Genomic DNA, 17,507 nt, shown 5'->3' on the forward strand with positions numbered 1-17,507 from the left:
TCAGGATGTATCCGGAATTCATGAATAAAGTTGTACTGATCACAGGTGGCGCCAGCGGCATAGGCTGGGCCGCCGCGCAAGGTTTTGCGGCCGAGGGCGCGCGTGTGGCGATCGCCGACCTGCAGGTCAACACAGCGCAACAACACGCGATGTCGCTTGGTGCCGAACACCTGGGACTGGGCGGCGACGTGTCCGATGAAGAACAGGTGGCCATGCTGCTGGAGAGAACGCTCGACCGCTATGGCCGCATCGACGTACTGATCAACAGCGCCGGCATTCCAGACTCGTTTGCACCGACCGTCGAACAGGATGTGGCGGCATTTCGTCGCCTGATCGACATCCATCTGACCGGGTCCTACATGATGTCGAAAGGAGCGGCAAAGACAATGCTGCATCAAGGCAAGGGTGCCATCATCAACCTGAGCTCCATAGCCGGCGTGCTCGGTCTTCCCCTGCGTAATGCATACAGTGCCGCCAAGGCGGGCATCAGCATGATGACCCGCACCATGGGGTGTGAATGGGCGGCTGGCGGTGTGCGTGTCAATGCGATCGCACCCGGATACATGCTCACGCCCTTTTCACGAAAGCTGATCAGTGAAGGAAAACTCGACGCCGACCGCTTGCGCCGCCGCACACCCGCCGGTCGCCTTGGCACCGCCAGGCATATCGCCGATGCAATGCTCTTCCTGGCCTCCGACCGGGCCGAATTCATTACCGGCGTAACGTTGCCGGTGGATGGCGGCTACATGGCATTCGGCGCCGCAAGCGACGCCTATGGCGGGCCGCTGGATGCGATTGTAGGCATGACGGACGAACTCCAATGATTTACGAAGAGCGCAATTACACTTTTCAGCCAGCCAACTTCCGGCGCTTTCTGCATGTGTACGAGCAAGAAGGCCTGCCGCTGATGAACGAGCATCTCGGCGGATTGCAGGCATTCTTCACTGCAGAGACCGGAGAGCTCAACACGGTCGTGCATCTCTGGGCCTACCAGGATCTCGCCGACCGCGAGCGCCGCCGCTCGGCCATGTGGAACGACCCGCGCTGGCTGGCCTATGCGGACAAGGTCTTGCCGTGGATCATACGCATGGAAACACGCATTCTTCAACCAACCGCTTTTTCCCCGATGAGGTAATCATGACCACAGAAAACTCCTTGCTTGTCGAAGTCAACGACCGTGTCGCACGCGTCACACTCAACCGCCCGACGGCGCTCAACTCGGTTGCCGGCGATCTGCACAAAGCCTTGTCACGAGTGTTTATCGACCTTGGAGAGCGTCGCGATATCAACGCGATTGTTCTCACCGGCGCCGGCCGTGCTTTCTGCGCGGGGGGCGACATCGACTGGATGCGCGATGCGATCCGCGACCCGGAACAATTCGAAATCGTTACCTGGGAAGCAAAGCGCATCGTGTACTCGATGCTGGACTGCGAAATTCCGATCATCGGCCGCATCAACGGCGATGCGGTGGGATTGGGCGCCACGCTGGCATTGCTGTGCGATATCACCGTGATGGATGAACATGCCCGTATCGGCGATCCGCATGTGCGCGTTGGCCTGAATGCGGCCGATGGCGGCGGATTTCTTTGGCCGGCGGTGATCGGCTATGGCCGCGCGCGGGAACTCTTGCTGACCGGCGATCTGTTGTCGGCATCCGAGGCCATGCAGCTCGGCGCCATCGGTCATGTCGTGCCGGCGGGCGAGCTCGATGCCAAGGTCGATGCGATCGTCTCGAAGCTCAAGAATGGCGCGACAAAGGCCATTCGCTATACCAAGGCTGGCTATACGATACCGCTGCGCCAGCTTGCGCATGGACATATGGATGCGGGAACTGCCTACGAATGCCTGACCAATCTCAGCAAGGACCACAGTATCGCGGTCGAGGCATTCGCCAGCAAGCAGCGCCCGGCTTTTACCGGACGCTGAGCAGAGGGGGCGAGGTATGGCATCACTGAAGGATTTCACCGGAAGGACGGCCTTGGTCACCGGCGGTGCAAGCGGCATCGGGCTGGCTTGCGTCCAACTCCTGGCGCAGCGCGGCGCGCGCGTCGTGGTCGCTGATGTCAACGCCGAGGCGGCCGCTACGGCGGCCGATGCCTGCGGCGGGTCGGCGCTGACATTCGATGTGGCAGACCGCGCGGCCGTGGCCAGCGCATGCAGCGCGCTTGAACAGCAGGGTGTGGAAGTGGATTTGCTGGTCAATTGCGCTGGCATCGTGCAATCGCCGGAGCCACCGGACCGGTTTGAACATGCAGTTTTTCAACGGGTCGTCGCCATCGACTTCGAAGGCACTTATGCCTGCTGTGCCGAGTTCGGCAGTGCGATGGCGCGCCGGGGCAAGGGCGCTATTGTCAATGTCGCTTCGGTGGCCGGCATGCGTTCGATGCCGCTGCATGCCTACTCGCCGGCAAAGGCTGCGGTCATTTCCCTGACCGAGTGCCTGGCCGCCGAATGGGGGCGCTCCGGCGTGCGTGTCAACGCGGTGTCGCCGGGCTACACCGTGACGGCTGCCTTGCAAAGCCAGATCGATCTTGGACTGCGCGATGCCGAGCGCCTGAAAGCCAACAGCGCACTCGGGCAGTTGATCGCACCGGTCGATATCGCCAGAGCGATCGTATTCCTGCTGTCGGAGGAAGCGCGGGTGATCACAGGAATCAATCTACCCGCCGACGCCGGCTGGCTGGTCGCCGGATCCTGGTCTACCTTTGGCGGCGTACGCCCCGGCTCACCCGCAGCGCAAACGCGCCCCGCTGGATAAAATCGCAGTAGACGTCCATCAGCAATACGGTCACTCATACCTGGAGAAGTCAATGAATAGTCTTTTGAGTCGGAGCATTGCAGCCTTTGCGCTCGGCGCAGTGGTTATGCTCGGTCACGCGCAAAGCCTGTCGAAACAAACCGCAAAATGGATCGTGCCCTATCCTGCGGGCGGCGGTACCGATGTGGTGGCGCGCCTGCTGGCCGGTCCGATGGGCACCGCGCTTGGTCAAACCATGATCATTGAAAACAAGCCGGGCGCCGGCACCATGATAGGCGGCGAGACGATCGCGCGCGCCAGGCCGGATGGGCTGACCATCGGCACCGTCGACACCTCGACGGTCGCGCTGGCCCAGCACCTGTATCCGAAAATGGGTTATGACCCTGCCAAGGATTTCACCTACATCGGCGGCACCACGCGCTTTCCATTTGTCCTGGTCGTCCATCCTTCGCTGCCGGTGAACAATCTACAGGAATTGATCGCAATGGCGCGCAGCAAGCCGGGTCAACTGCGCTATGCGACACCCGGTCTCGGCGGCCCCAACCATCTGGGCATGGAATTGTTCCAGCGCAAGGCCAATATCAGTCTGTTGCATGTGCCGTACAAGGGCGATGCGCCGGCACTGCAGGATTTGCTCGGCGGACAGATTGACATGTATCTGGTGAATACGGCCGCCAGTCTCCCGCATATCAAAAGCGGCAAGCTGCGTCCTATCGCGCTTTCCATGGCACGACGCAGCGCAGTCCTGCCGGATGTCCCGACATTTGCCGAAGCCGGCGTGGCCGACTTCGAATCGTATTCCTGGCAGGGACTGGTGGCTCCGGCGGGAATGCCGAAGGAAATCGTGGTACGCCTGAATGCGGAACTGAACAAGGCGCTGGCTTTGCCCGAGGTAATCAAGAAGCTGAGCGAACTGGGAATCGAACCGTCGCCGACCACGCCGGAAGAGTTCACCATGCATGTCCGGGCGCAAAGTGCCTTATGGGAAGACGTGATCCGGAAAGCGGGGATCAAGCTCAACGAGTAAGATGGATCGCAAGGCGGCATAGAGCAGATCCGTATCACGGCGATGAAGCGAGACGCGATGAACCACGAACCGAACATGCACGATGACGCGCCCGATGGGCCGGAAAGCGCCGAACTGCCGATGCGCGGCACGCAAAGCGTAAGGCGTGCGCTTGACCTGCTGCGTCACGTGGCCCAAGGCGGCGAGAAGGGCGCAAAAATCGCAGACCTTGTGCGTGAATCCGGGCTGGACCGGGCGACGGCGTATCGATTGATGACTTGCCTGGTCGAAGAGCAGTTTGTCGACCGCGACGAAAAGAAAATCTATCGGCTCGGTCCGGAAGCCGTGCTGCTCGGTTCCCTGATGCCGCGCCTGGAGCCGATGCTGCGCCGGCTGGTGCCTGTCATGAAGCGCATCGCGCGCATATCGGGCGATACGGTTTTTCTCATGATGCGGCAAGGCGACCATGTACAGTGCGCGCATCGGGAGGAGGGCTCGTCGCTGGTCAAGGTGTTGACCACCCACGTAGGTCAGCGCCGTCTGCTCGGCATGGGAACCGGCGGCGCAGCGGTGACCGGCCTGATCCCGCCGGAAGAGTTGGTCGAGGCATACCGGCGGCATGAAGCCGAGTATGCAGCGGCGGAATTTTCACTCGAAGAGCTGCAGTCCACCGCCGATGCCGCACGCGCGCAGGGCTATTCCCTGACCTATGATGCGGTGGAAGTCGGCGTCGCGGGGATCGGCATGGCTTTCAAGATCGGCACCAACGGCATGGGTGCGATCAGTCTCGGTACGCTCACTGCACGCTTTGGCAAAGAACGGCAGTGCCAGCTCAGGGACTTGTTCCGCAATGAACTGGAAGGCGCAGGCTTGCTCGATAGCCCTGCGATCGCACAAAATAAATAGATGTGGGAGATGATTAGGGCAGAGCCGGGAGGATCGCCCATGTTGGTTTGGACGGGGAAAGGTAGTGGCTTAGGCATCGATTGCCGCATCCATGCTTGTGGAAGGTATGGCCATCGCACTTGGATAAGTCAGTTAAAAATTACGCAATAGTACCGAGCTACTGGCTATTGACAACCTACCTTGGCCTGCGACCTACCACTTGGCCCCGTTGCATGCTTAGGAATGCGCCGGATTTAGCAAGCGCGTACCTGATGCGTCATGCACGGCGACGTGTATGGCAAAAATTTCCTTTTAAACGGCCTGCATTGCACCTACACTAAGGACACCATCATCTTTCCCGGGATGCTGCTGCTATGAGAACGTCTATCCTGCTTTCCACCACCATCATTACCGTCCTCGCCGCACATGCTACGTTTGCCGGAGCGCGTCCTGAATTGCTTGGCGCTTCCGTCTTGCCCGATGGCGCGACGCAGATTCTAAATGCCGCCATAAGATGCGTAGGCACCCCGACGTACATCGAACGCCCCGGCTGTTCGTCAAGTATCGGCGAGTTTAAGGGTTAGCGCGAACCCGAACTTTTTCATTTTTGAGTAAAGTGTCGGCCTCGTGACACCTAGTGCAGCAGCAGTCTTCGTAAGGTTATAGGCATGCGTTTCTAGGGAATTTCGAATACATTGCCGTTCAGCGTCTTCGAGAGTCATGCTGATACTCGTGTCGCCATGTCTAATTTGCTGTTCGGCGACCGTGTGTTGCATGCAGTCTGCCGGGATAGTGTCTATGCCATTGCCGTCTGTCATGTTGACAAGACGCTCCACGACGTTTTGCAGTTGACGGACATTGCCGGGCCACGCGTAAGACTGTAGTTGAGTCAAGGCAGTTCGGGAAAGCATGATTGGCGGTCGATGCATCGCTGAACAATACCTGCGTATAAAGCTATCTACCAGCGCCGAAATATCTTCTTTCCGATTCCTGAGGGCGGGTATGTTGACCGGGATAACGTTCAGGCGATAATACAGGTCTTCGCGGAATGACTTCTGCGCTACAAGTTCAATAAGATTTTTGTTGGTTGCCGCAACAATGCGCACATCGATATCGGTACTTCTCGTCCCACCGATACGCGTCACCTGTCGCTCTTGCAAGACCCTTAGTAGTTTGACTTGGACGTCGAGAGGCATCTCGGAAATCTCATCAAGAAATATCGTACCGCCTGATGCGAGTTCGAACTTGCCGGGGCGGCCGGCTCGATCGGCGCCGGTGAAACTTCCGGGTGCGTAGCCGAAAAGCTCACTCTCGATCAGATCACGTGGAAGGGCTGCACAGTTCACCGCGACGAAAGGCCCTTGGCTCCGATTTCCCTCGGCGTGAATTCCTTGGGCAAACATCTCTTTTCCAGTTCCAGTTTCCCCATAAAGAACAATGTTCGCTGACGCGCGCGCGGCCTTCCTTGACGAACTTAGAGCCGCTTCAATCGCGGGCGATTCGCCGACGATATCGCTGAACCGGTACCTTGCGCGATCGATTGCCATTCGGTAGGAGAGTCGATTCACACGAGATATTTCATTGAATGTGTTTACCACGGAAGTTACTTGTCCGTCGTCTCCCCGCACCGGCACCGCGGTGTCAATTAGATGAAGACGAAGATTTTTTGAATCGATTTGTAGCTCACGGTCGATATACCCTTCGCCGGTTTCGAAAACTCGGGAAATTGCAAGATCAAAATCCAGCAAGCCCTTAATGTCCTTGCCGATGCAACGCTGCGGCTCCAGCTTTAACATTCGGGCGGCGTTTTCATTGAGCGTTTGGATGCGCCCGGTACGGTCTAGCACAAGCAATCCGTCTGAGATATGGTTAATCAATACCTCTTGTTCGTTGAGTACTTGTCGAAGGCGCTTCGTCTCCGCCCAGACGTCAAACTCCCGCAAGAGAAACCAGGTGGCTAGTCGGCAAAGCCGGTTAAGAACCTCGCTGGATATGCCGGCACTTCCCATTGCGACTACCAGCACGCGCTCCTCATCCGGGCAACCATCGATGTAGCTACACGCAAGTGGAGTACCGTCGTCGGCGCACGACATGAACACAGGCATTCCGATGGAGTCGCGCGATTCAGATGCCTGGACCGGTTTTGTCCGGATTTGCGACGGTACGCGGGAAGCCCTGTTAGCAGCGATTAATCTTCCAGACGCGTTAAAAACTCCGAAGCCACAATGAGTTCCGACAACGTACTCTGAGAGCTCGGTCAATTCGTCAAGTCGTTCCGTGAAGTTAATCATTAGTTCCTCTCCGTCGAAGGCACTGCCTGTTTGTAAAATTATTTTACGTAAAATAATTTTACATACGTTAAATACAGCGGCTTATGGTCTGAGCTCATTTTAAAACATTTCTTATAAATTTCAGACACATACGGCAAGAACACAAACTGGCACATCTATTGCTATTTGCTTGCAATCAATAACGGGCGACCCAATCTGGGTTACCTACGTTTTCGTCCTTCTATGAGATTGGAGTTTTATATGTCATCGGAAATGTTGCATCCCGAGTTTGAAACGATTGCGCCGGAACCATTGAGAAAGTTGCAAGATGCACTTTGGGAGAGGCAATGGAAGTACCTAAGAGCTCATTCGAGCTTCTACCAACGTAAGCTCCATCCGCTTAGCAGCGCAAAGACGATAGGTCTTGACTCGATCACCCTAGATTCGCTGGAGGAACTGCCGTTCACTGACAAGGATGAGCTCCGACTGAGCCAGGAGGCCGACTACCCCTTTGGCGACTATATCGCATGCCCCGAGGAGGAGGCTATCCGTCTCCATCGGACCTCTGGCACAACGGGACGCCCGCTGCATCTTGCCAACAGCCGTGCCGACACGGAATGGATTGCAAGAATCGGTGGCCGCGCTTTATATGCATCGGGCCTGAGACCAAAAGACCGTGTCGTCCACTGCTTGAATTACTGCATGTGGACAGGCGGCGTTACCGATCACCTGGCACTAGAAGCAACTGGCGCGTGTGTTATCCCCTTCGGAGTCGGTAACAGCGAGTTGCTGCTGAAAACGATTGCTGATCTGAAGATTAGCGCGATTTCCTGCACGCCGTCCTATCCCGCGTTCTTGGAAAAGATGCTCGCTGCCACTGGAGCGAATCCTCGCGACCTCAATCTCCGCATTGCCTTGTTCGGTGGCGAAGCCGGATTGGACAACCAGGAATTCCGTGACAGCATGGAGGCTAAATGGGGGTTTGGCGTACGGAACGCGAACTACGGCATGTCCGAAGTCCTGAGCAATTTCGCAAGCCAATGCGAACACACGAACGACCTTCATTTCCATGGTAACGATTTTATATTTGCCGAAATCTTGGACGCAAAAGGCAATCGTTTGCCGATTAAAGAGGGCACAGTCGGAGAAATCGTGTGCACCCATCTTCGTAAAGAGTGCCAACCTCTTATCCGGTATCGAACTCGAGATGTCATCACCGTAACTGGTACCGACACGTGCGGTTGCGGCCGAACATCCTGGCGTTTCCGGGTCACCGGCCGTACTGACGATATGTTTAACGTGCGCGGAGTGAACGTCTTTCCGACCGCAGTACAAAAAGCGGTTTTGAGCCTTTCCGATTCCATTACTGGCCAGTTCCGAATTGTCCTTGCCGGTCCGGGTCCCTATGACCGCATTGAATTGAAAGTGGAGGCCGGCTCGTCGATACCGCAATCGGATTGGCCGGGGCTAGGAAAGTGTATCGAAGAGGCCGTTAAAGACGTCACGGGAGCGTCGGCGATGGTTACGGTTATTGCGCCTGACAGTCTTCCTCGAACGGAAGGAAAAACCAGCCTAATTGAAAGGAAGACAGCATGACTTTCGCTCTATATGAACGTGTGGATAATGTCGGGATCATCACATTAAATCGCCCTGACCGTCTCAATGCCATCAGCGGGGCTGTTTTGGCCGACTTCGAGACCGCGTTGTCCGAGGGTCTAGGCGATTCACTTACCTCAGTTCTCATCGTAACCGGTGCCGGCAGAGCATTCTGCTCTGGTGATGATCTCCAAGAATACGAAGCACAGGCGGAAAGCGAAGCGGCCGCGAAGCGCCATATCCAAGCCATTCAGCAGATTACTCGCCTGCTGCTCGGGAGTGAGAAGCCAGTCATTGGTGCCGTCCACGGCTATGCTGTTGGTGGAGGCTTTGAGTGGGTTTTGAACTGCGACATCGTCGTAGCGAGCGAGGATCTGGTCGCCTTTTTCCCGGAAATGGACTGGGGTAATTTTGTGACGGGTGGAGTCACGCATCTTTTGCCAATGACTATCGGTTACCAAAGGACCATGGAACTTCTTATCCTCGGTGAGAAGCAAAGCGCACATCGATTGAACGATCTTGGCATCGTGAACTTTGTCGTTCCCCGCGACCAGATGATGCAGAAAGCGATGGAAATCGCGCGGAGGATAGGCGAAAAGTCCCGGACTTCGATCGGGCGCCTCAAATCGATGATCAACCAAGACCTTGGCATCGGCCTGTGGAGGGCATTAGATCTCGAAGAAGCCGCAACGGTCCATGCGTTTCTGCAGCCGGAATCAGCCGACCGAGTCAAGCGGTTTACCAACCGGAAAAGTCCGAAGAAATAGTTTGATCGCCAATTGAAGTTTGCACCTTACTGAATCGCCATAAGCGCATTCAGTGACTCCGCTCGCCCGATCCAAAAGGCAAGGCGAACGGAAATTCCAACAGAAGTACAGTAGCGTGGAACGCATGAAGACGTCCTGTCTTTATGGGGACTCGCGGAAATTGTCACATGTCTGTTTTATCAACTGATTCAGGAGAGAACAATGAAGCGCACTATGATAAAAAACTCGATCGGCGCACTGACCGTGCTGGCTGTAGCCGTCCCAGTGGTCGCACAAGAACAAGTAATTCGCATTGGCCATGTAGGGCCTATAACTGGAGCTATCGCACACCTGGGTAAGGACAACGAGAATGGCGCGAAGCTGGCAATTGACGAACTCAACGTCAAGAACCTTCAAATCGGCGGCAAAAAAGTCAAGTTCGAACTCCTTACAGAAGACGATGCTGCGGACCCTAAGCAAGGCACGGCAGTAGCACAAAAGCTGGTCGATGCAAAAGTCAGTGGAGTAATCGGTCACCTGAACTCCGGAACGACCATCCCCGCATCAAAGATCTACTTTGATGCGGGCATTCCGCAGATTTCACCGTCCGCTACCAATACCAAATACACACTCCAGGGTTTTAACACGGCGTTTCGTGTCGTCGCCAACGATGGCCAGCTTGGTAGTACGCTTGGACGTTATGCGGTGCAGATCGCTAAGGCAACGAATATTGCCGTTATCGATGACCGCACGGCTTATGGTCAGGGCGTCGCTGAAGAATTTATAAAAGGCGCCTCCGGCAAATCAAAGGCGGTCAATATCGTTGCGCGCCAGTACACCAATGACAAGGCAACCGACTTCAATGCGATTTTAACTGCGATCAAGGCGAAGAATCCTGATCTCGTGTTTTTCGGTGGTATGGATGCCGTTGGTGGCCCTCTCCTTAGGCAAATGAAGCAACTCGGCATCAACGCTAAATTCATGGGAGGCGACGGAATCTGCAGTCAAGATTTGCTCAAGCTTGCGGGTGACGCAGTGGGTGAAGGGCAGGTAATCTGCGCGGAAGCAGGTGGCATCGAAGAAGCGAACAAGCAGCGGATGGCAGACTTCCGGAACAATTATAAGAAAAAGTTCGGTGTCGACGTGACTCTCTACGCACCGGCGACCTATGATGCCTTGATGACAATGGCTCAGGCTATGGTCAAGGCTGGATCCTCTGATCCCGCAAAATATCTCCCAGTGCTGGCGAAGATCCAACATCAAGGGGTCACTGGCTTGATCTCGTTCGATGAGAAAGGCGATATTAAGGACGGCGCGATGACGATTTATACCTATAGGGGTGGAAAACGCGAACAGATTGCCGTTACGCGCTGATCAATACGTTACACCCGGGTCGCCTGATGCGGGGCTACCACATCTGAAAAACGCTAATGGCGGCGGCACCCAGATTTTCTGTTCTGGGTGCCATTTTTTTGCTGGAACCAGATTAATCGAAGTATGGAATAAATTTAGGACGATCAGAGATGGAGACATTTTTCCAACAAATCATCAATGGACTTGTGCTTGGCTGCATGTACGCACTGGTCGCGCTGGGTTACACGATGGTGTACGGCGTGCTTAACCTGATTAACTTCGCCCATGGCGACGTGCTGATGATCGGGGTTATGGTGGGCGTAACCATCCTTAAATTCCTGCAGACGGCCGCGCCGGACCTGCCGGGCATCGTCAAACTGGGCATTGCCATTGTTGGGGCAATCCCGATATGCGTAATCGTCAATATCATCATCGAACGGGTCGCCTACCGCCGCTTGCGCAACGCACCGCGTTTGGCGCCGCTGATCACAGCGATCGGCGTATCGATCCTGCTGCAAACCTTCGCGATGATGATCTGGGGCCGCAGCCCGATCCCCTTCCCCCAAGTGATGCCTACCGAGTCGTTCAATATCGCCGGTGCGCTGATCTCCCAGACGCAAGTCATGCTGCTGGTACTGGCTACGGCCGCTATGGTTGGCCTGGTGCTGCTAATTGAGCGCACCCGCATGGGCCGAGCCATGCGTGCAACGGCAGACAATCCGCGCATTGCAGGCTTGATGGGCGTCGACTCGAACAAGGTGATCGTCATGACGTTTGCAATTGGCGCTGCACTGGCTGCGGTTGCCGGCGTGATGTGGGGGGCGAACTACTCGTCGGCGCAATTCGCGATGGGCTTCGTGCCAGGCCTGAAGGCGTTCTCCGCCGCGGTTCTCGGTGGTATCGGCAATATCTACGGTGCGATGGTGGGCGGTATCCTGCTTGGCCTGATTGAAAGCCTTGGAGCCGGCTATATCGGTGATCTGACTGGCGGCTTCCTCGGCAGTCACTATCAAGACATTTTCGCATTCGTTGTTCTCATCATCGTACTTACGCTGCGTCCGTCCGGCATCATGGGCGAGCGTGTTGCGGACCGAGCCTAAGCGTAAAGGAGATATTCATGGCTGCACTATTTGACGTTAGACAAAATCCGCGCAAGGCCTATATCAGCTTTGCCACTCTCGGCATTGCGCTGATTGCGTTCCCCTTCATTGCCTTGCACTACGGTAATTCCTGGGTTCGCATCATGGATCTGGCGTTGCTGTATATCATGCTCGCACTCGGCCTCAACATCGTGGTGGGTATGGCCGGCCTGCTTGACCTTGGCTACATCGCGTTTTATGCATTAGGCGCGTATATGACCGGCCTGCTGGCATCACCGCAATTCGCAACGGTGCTGGAGTCCTTCGTCAACCAATATCCGCTGATCGGCGACTCCTTGCGATGGATCGTCGGCGAGGAGGTGACGAAGAACGGTATTCACCTTTCGGTCTGGCTGATCGTGCCGCTTGGCGCTGCGCTGGCGGGATTCTTTGGCGCACTGCTCGGCGCACCAACCTTGAAGCTGCGCGGTGACTACCTCGCCATCGTGACGCTTGGTTTCGGCGAGATCATCCGTATCTTCATGAACAACCTGAACGCGCCGGTGAACATCACCAATGGCCCGCAGGGGATCAATATGATCGACCCGATCCGGATTTTCGGCGTTTCTCTCGCCGGTGAACCGGGCTCCCGCGCCACAGTATTTATCGGTGATTGGGGCATGCCGTCGGTGAACGCGTACTACTTCCTGTTCCTCGCCCTGTGCGCGGCGATTATTTTCATTTCGATCCGCTTGCAACATTCGCGTCTCGGCCGCGCATGGGTCGCCATCCGCGAAGATGAAATTGCTGCCAAAGCCATGGGCATCAACACCCGCAATATCAAGTTGCTGGCCTTTGCCATGGGTGCATCATTCGGTGGTATCTCCGGTGCGATGTTTGCGTCTTTCCAAGGTTTCGTGTCGCCGGAATCCTTCTCCCTGACGGAGTCGATCGCAGTGTTGGCGATGGTCGTCCTCGGTGGTATTGGCCACATCCCGGGCGTCGTCCTCGGCGGCGTCCTTCTCGCTGCCCTGCCTGAAGTTCTGCGCCATGTCGTCGAGCCGGTGCAGCGCCAGTTGTTCGGCACCGTTCTCGTGGATGCCGAAGTGCTGCGTCAACTGTTGTACGGTCTGGCAATGGTCGTGATCATGCTCTACCGTCCGGAAGGCTTGTGGCCGGCACCGAGACACGAAGACCGCATGGATGCAAACGCCAAGAAGCGTCATGACGAAAAAGAACCGGCTGCTTTGGCTGCATAAGGAAAATACATGAGCGAACAAACCATTCTGAATATCGCAGGTGTGAACAAGCGTTTTGGCGGCCTGCAGGCGCTGTCGGATGTCAGCGTTAAGATTTTGCGCGGCCAGATTTACGGACTGATCGGCCCGAACGGTGCCGGTAAGACCACGTTCTTTAACGTGATAACCGGCTTGTACCAGCCGGACACCGGAACGTTTGAACTCGCGGGCAAGCCTTATTCGCCCTCCGCGCCGCATGAAGTGGCGAAGGCGGGCATTGCGCGCACCTTCCAGAACATCCGCTTGTTTGGTGAAATGTCGGCAGTTGAGAATGTCATGGTGGGACGCCACTTGCGCACTCGTCAGGGCGTATTCGGTGCGGTGTTCCAACACAAGGCTGCGCGTGAAGAGGAAGCGGCGATCCGCCGTCGTGCGATGGAATTGCTCGATTTCGTCGGCATCCCCCACTTCGCACACCGCACGTCTCGCCATTTGTCATACGGCGATCAACGTCGTCTGGAAATCGCGCGGGCACTGGCGACCGATCCGCAACTGCTTGCCCTGGATGAACCTGCTGCGGGCATGAACGCGACGGAGAAGGTCGCATTGCGCGAGCTTCTGGTGAAGATCAAAGCGGACGGCAAGACCATTCTGCTAATCGAACATGATGTGAAACTAGTGATGGGACTCTGCGACCGCCTCACGGTGCTCGATTACGGCAAGCCGATTGCAGAAGGCGTGCCGGCCGAGGTGCAAAGCAACCAGGCTGTTATCGAAGCGTATTTGGGAGGTGGCCACTAATGAGCGAAAACATTCTGAAAGTTAGCGGCCTGAAAATCGCGTATGGCGGCATCCTGGCGGTCAAGGGTATTGATCTGGAAGTCAACAAGGGCGAACTTGTCACGCTCATCGGCGCAAACGGCGCCGGCAAGACCACGACGCTCAAGGCCATTACAAACACGCTGCCGGGTTGCAAGGTCGAAGGTCAGATACATTACAACGGGAAGCCGACTCAGAGTACGAATTCGTTTTCTCTGGTGAAGAAAAGCCTTGCCATGGTGCCGGAAGGCCGCGGCGTGTTCACGCGCATGACCATCCTGGAAAACCTCTTGATGGGCGCTTACATTCGCGATGACAAGGCCGGTATCCAGGCGGACATTGACAAGTGGTTCGGGGTATTCCCGCGTTTGAAGGAGCGCGCAAGCCAGTTGGCGGGCACACTGTCCGGCGGCGAGCAGCAGATGCTGGCCATGGCGCGGGCACTGATGAGCCATCCGCAGCTATTGTTGCTGGACGAACCGTCGATGGGCCTGTCGCCGATCATGGTCGAGAAGATTTTTGAAGTCGTTCGCAATGTTTCGGCGCAGGGCGTCACGATTCTTCTGGTCGAGCAGAATGCAAAGCTCGCCCTGCAGGCAGCGCATCGCGGTTATGTGATGGATTCTGGTCTGATTACCATGAGCGGCAAGGCGAGCGATATGCTTGACGATCCGAGAGTTAAGGCAGCTTATCTCGGCGAGGCTTGAAGCGAAACAGGGCATGCCGCAACGGCAGAGCCCTGCCACACAAAAACCCATACGACTGTAAAAGTTTTATACGTAAAAACACTTTACAGATTCCAATCGGAAAATTAGGCTTCATAATAATAACGCTTAATATTCAAAGTCTTACGAGATTCCTTTACGTTGGCACAAACGATGCTATTAAAGGCTTCAGTGTAATCGAGGGCAGACACATATGGGAGACGCGTTTCTGCCTGACAGATCACTCGACTACTGAGCTTTCGAAGCGAATGCCCGACTGCCGCAGTAGTGCTTTGTGCACGTTATCTACACCGCTCACAGGTGTGTTTGTCAATTTAAGGGAATATAGAAATGAAAAAATCGCTTCTCGCATTCGCTGTTCTTAGTACGCTTACCGGTGTTTCAGCCGCACAGAGCGCGGTCACTGTTTACGGCCTGATGGATCTCGGACTCGTGCACGAAAGTGGCGGGCCAGGCGGCTCGGCCTTGAAAATGGAAAGCGGAGTGACCGCCGGTTCTCGGTTGGGATTCAAGGGCAACGAAGATCTGGGCGGCGGTCTATCGGCTCACTTCCAAATCGAATCTGGCATTGCCGCTGATGTCGGCGGTCTTAATCAAGGCGGACTGATGTACGGACGCCAGGCTTACGTCGGTCTGAAGGGCTCTTTCGGGACGATCAATCTTGGCCGTCAATATAACCCGCTCACCAATATTCTCGGGACAATCGATCCTTTCGGTGAGGGGCATGAAGGGGCTGCGACCAATATCGTCGGTTATGCGTCCCGGATGAATAACACGATTTACTATACATCGCCGTCGTTTGGTGGGATGACCGCAGATGTTGCTTACGGCCTCGGTGAGACCCCTGGGAATTCATCGGCAAATCGTCAGCTCGGTTTGGCACTGACCTATGTCGGCGGTCCAATTTACGCTTCAGTCCTTCACCATCGTATCAACGATGCAACTGGAAACAACCCGAACAAGATCACACTGATCGGCGGCACCTACAATTTTGGATTCGCAACTGGCGCACTCTCCTACAACGTCAATAAGGATAATGCCGGCATCGATTCAAACGACACTCTGGTCGGCGTCACGATTCCGTTTGGCGCCAGTGCGGTCATGGCGTCCTATATCCGCCATAACGATAAGTCGCCCCTTAACCGCGACGCGGATCAATTCGCAGTGGGCTACACGTACAACTTGTCCAAACGCACGATGCTGTATGGGTCTTATGGATCGATCAATAACAAGAACGGCGCCACCTTCACCGTAGGGAATGCAATTGAAGCAGGAACTGGCGATCGCGGTCTTGCTATCGGCGTTGCGCACCGATTTTAACTGATCCAACGGGGCCTCCCGGCCCCCTGCATTTCTATTAATGTCAGATAACGACTCACTGCCTGCATGCCATGAACACCATCAAGTCGAAAGTTAATACCCGTAGTCCGGACTTCCGCTCCAACGCTGAACACATGTTGAAGGGGGTGTCGGATCTGCGCAAAGTTGTCGCTGAAGCCAACGAAGGAGGCGGGGAGGAGAAACGCGCCAAACATCAGGCGGCAGGTAAACTCTTGCCACGTGACCGTGTGCAAGGCCTGCTTGATCGCGGCACAGCGTTTCTTGAAATCGGACAATTGGCGGCACACGGTATGTACAACGGCGACTGTCCGTCTGCAGGCCTAATCGCCGGCATTGGTCGGATTCAGGGCGTCGATTGCATGATTGTCGCAAATGACGCGACAGTAAAGGGAGGTACTTACTATCCAATCACCGTTAAGAAGCATCTTCGAGCTCAAGAAATCGCGAATCAGAATAATCTGCCCTGCGTTTATCTTGTCGACTCCGGTGGGGCATTTCTGCCCAGGCAGGACGAGGTCTTTCCCGACCGAGAACATTTCGGAAGGATTTTTTTCAACCAGGCTTCGATGTCGGCCAAGGGGATTCCGCAGATAGCTGTGGTAATGGGATCCTGTACCGCCGGCGGTGCTTACATACCAGCCATGTCGGATGAAGCGATTATTGTAAAAAACCAAGGCACAATCTTCCTGGGCGGGCCACCACTAGTGAAAGCCGCCACCGGCGAAGTGGTCAGTGTGGAAGATCTCGGCGGCGGGGATGTTCATACGCGCCTTTCCGGCGTCGCCGATCATCTGGCGCAAAACGACCAGCACGCGCTTGAACTCGCCCGCGGAATCGTTTCCAATCTTAACCGCCGGCCACAAGCCAACATGTCACGCATGGCGATTGAAGAGCCACTCTACGCTCCAGAAGAAATCTACGGAATCATTCCCGCCGACACAAGGAAGCCATACGACGTTCGGGAAGTCATTGCGCGGATCGTCGACGGATCGCGATTTGACGAATTCAAAGCCCGCTATGGCACCACACTCGTATGTGGTTTTGCCTATCTCTACGGTGTACAGATCGGTATCGTCGCCAATAACGGAATTCTCTTTGCCGAAGCGGCACAGAAAGGCGCCCACTTTATAGAGTTGTGTGCACAGCGAGGGATTCCGCTTGTCTTCTTTCAAAACATTACCGGATTCATGGTTGGAAGGAAATACGAAAACGCTGGGATCGCTAAAGACGGCGCGAAAATGGTAACAGCGGTAGCCACCGTTCAGGTGCCGAAACTCACAATGATTATCGGCGGGTCCTTCGGCGCAGGAAACTATGGCATGTGCGGACGCGCTTATTCCCCTCGTTTCCTCTGGATGTGGCCAAACAGCCGCATTTCAGTCATGGGCGGCGAACAGGCCGCGAGCGTTCTCGCCACGGTCCGACGCGACGCGATTGAAGCTAAAGGCGGATCTTGGACCCAACCGGACGAAGAGAATTTCAAAACTCCCATTCGAGACCAGTACGAGAGCCAAGGGCATCCTTACTACGCCACGGCGCGGATGTGGGATGACGGAGTGGTCGATCCAGCTCAGTCACGCAGAGTCTTAGGCTTGTCGCTGCTCGCGTCACTTAACGCCCCCGTCCCTCCTACCAAGTTTGGCGTCTTCCGCATGTGACGCCGTCCTTGATGTGACTTTTAAGGCCATTAT

Annotated in this window: 16 protein-coding genes; 15 read left to right on the forward strand and 1 reads right to left on the reverse strand. The window is 55.8% G+C overall.

Annotated features, from left to right (window positions below):
- The first annotated feature begins 20 nt into the window (after positions 1 to 20).
- The 6 genes from D3871_RS27640 to D3871_RS27665 are packed head-to-tail and all read left to right on the forward strand — an operon-like array spanning position 21 to position 4,670.
- Positions 21 to 824 (forward strand): SDR family NAD(P)-dependent oxidoreductase, encoded by an 804-nt coding sequence (locus D3871_RS27640; RefSeq protein WP_119772840.1) that lies wholly within the window; start codon positions 21 to 23, stop codon positions 822 to 824.
- The gene (locus D3871_RS27645) at positions 821 to 1,135 is read left to right on the forward strand and encodes an NIPSNAP family protein (RefSeq protein ID WP_119772275.1); all 315 of its coding nucleotides are present in this window, start codon (positions 821 to 823) and stop codon (positions 1,133 to 1,135) included. Before D3871_RS27640 ends, D3871_RS27645 begins: the two co-directional genes overlap by 4 nt.
- A 2-nt stretch (positions 1,136 to 1,137) precedes the next feature.
- Positions 1,138 to 1,926, forward strand: a complete 789-nt coding sequence (locus D3871_RS27650; RefSeq protein ID WP_119772276.1) for an enoyl-CoA hydratase/isomerase family protein — start codon at positions 1,138 to 1,140, stop codon at positions 1,924 to 1,926.
- Positions 1,927 to 1,942: 16 nt separating this feature from the next.
- Entirely contained in the window at positions 1,943 to 2,758 is an 816-nt protein-coding gene (locus D3871_RS27655) for an SDR family NAD(P)-dependent oxidoreductase (protein ID WP_119772277.1), read from the forward strand.
- Positions 2,759 to 2,810: 52 nt separating this feature from the next.
- On the forward strand, positions 2,811 to 3,785 hold the full coding sequence (locus D3871_RS27660) for a Bug family tripartite tricarboxylate transporter substrate binding protein (RefSeq protein ID WP_119772278.1): 975 nt from the start codon (positions 2,811 to 2,813) through the stop codon (positions 3,783 to 3,785).
- A gap of 57 nt (positions 3,786 to 3,842) precedes the next feature.
- A complete protein-coding gene (locus D3871_RS27665; RefSeq protein WP_158598095.1) occupies positions 3,843 to 4,670 on the forward strand; it encodes an IclR family transcriptional regulator in 828 nt (275 codons plus the stop codon).
- A 536-nt stretch (positions 4,671 to 5,206) separates the two neighbouring features.
- On the opposite strand, the gene D3871_RS27670 is transcribed toward D3871_RS27665, so the two are convergent.
- On the reverse strand, positions 5,207 to 6,940 hold the full coding sequence (locus D3871_RS27670) for a sigma-54 interaction domain-containing protein (protein ID WP_119772280.1): 1,734 nt from the start codon (positions 6,938 to 6,940) through the stop codon (positions 5,207 to 5,209).
- Positions 6,941 to 7,180: 240 nt separating this feature from the next.
- On the opposite strand from D3871_RS27670, the gene D3871_RS27675 reads away from it, so the two are divergent.
- The 9 genes from D3871_RS27675 (at position 7,181) to D3871_RS27715 (ending at position 17,474) form a co-directional block, all read left to right on the forward strand.
- Complete coding sequence (locus D3871_RS27675) at positions 7,181 to 8,515, forward strand: phenylacetate--CoA ligase family protein (RefSeq protein ID WP_233575839.1); 1,335 nt, start codon at positions 7,181 to 7,183, stop codon at positions 8,513 to 8,515.
- Positions 8,512 to 9,282, forward strand: coding sequence for an enoyl-CoA hydratase/isomerase family protein (locus D3871_RS27680; protein ID WP_119772282.1), 771 nt, complete (start codon positions 8,512 to 8,514; stop codon positions 9,280 to 9,282). The genes D3871_RS27675 and D3871_RS27680 overlap by 4 nt, the downstream gene beginning before the upstream one ends.
- A 213-nt stretch (positions 9,283 to 9,495) precedes the next feature.
- Positions 9,496 to 10,635: a branched-chain amino acid ABC transporter substrate-binding protein gene (locus tag D3871_RS27685; protein WP_119772842.1), complete on the forward strand. Its 1,140-nt coding sequence runs from the start codon at positions 9,496 to 9,498 to the stop codon at positions 10,633 to 10,635.
- Positions 10,636 to 10,784: 149 nt separating this feature from the next.
- Positions 10,785 to 11,714, forward strand: coding sequence for a branched-chain amino acid ABC transporter permease (locus tag D3871_RS27690; RefSeq protein WP_119772283.1), 930 nt, complete (start codon positions 10,785 to 10,787; stop codon positions 11,712 to 11,714).
- 17 nt (positions 11,715 to 11,731) lie between these two features.
- A complete protein-coding gene (locus tag D3871_RS27695; protein ID WP_119772284.1) occupies positions 11,732 to 12,952 on the forward strand; it encodes an ABC transporter permease subunit in 1,221 nt (406 codons plus the stop codon).
- Positions 12,953 to 12,961: 9 nt separating this feature from the next.
- On the forward strand, positions 12,962 to 13,732 hold the full coding sequence (locus tag D3871_RS27700; protein WP_119772285.1) for an ABC transporter ATP-binding protein: 771 nt from the start codon (positions 12,962 to 12,964) through the stop codon (positions 13,730 to 13,732).
- Positions 13,732 to 14,457: an ABC transporter ATP-binding protein gene (locus tag D3871_RS27705; protein WP_119772286.1), complete on the forward strand. Its 726-nt coding sequence runs from the start codon at positions 13,732 to 13,734 to the stop codon at positions 14,455 to 14,457. Before D3871_RS27700 ends, D3871_RS27705 begins: the two co-directional genes overlap by 1 nt.
- A gap of 348 nt (positions 14,458 to 14,805) precedes the next feature.
- Entirely contained in the window at positions 14,806 to 15,795 is a 990-nt protein-coding gene (locus D3871_RS27710; RefSeq protein ID WP_119772287.1) for a porin, read from the forward strand.
- A 71-nt stretch (positions 15,796 to 15,866) separates the two neighbouring features.
- Positions 15,867 to 17,474 carry a carboxyl transferase domain-containing protein gene (locus D3871_RS27715; RefSeq protein WP_119772288.1) on the forward strand — a complete coding sequence of 536 codons (1,608 nt, stop codon included), beginning with the start codon at positions 15,867 to 15,869 and terminating at the stop codon, positions 17,472 to 17,474.
- Positions 17,475 to 17,507: the final 33 nt, after the last annotated feature.

This window comes from Noviherbaspirillum saxi (genome assembly GCF_003591035.1).
Taxonomy (GTDB): Bacteria; Pseudomonadota; Gammaproteobacteria; order Burkholderiales; family Burkholderiaceae_D; genus Noviherbaspirillum; species Noviherbaspirillum saxi.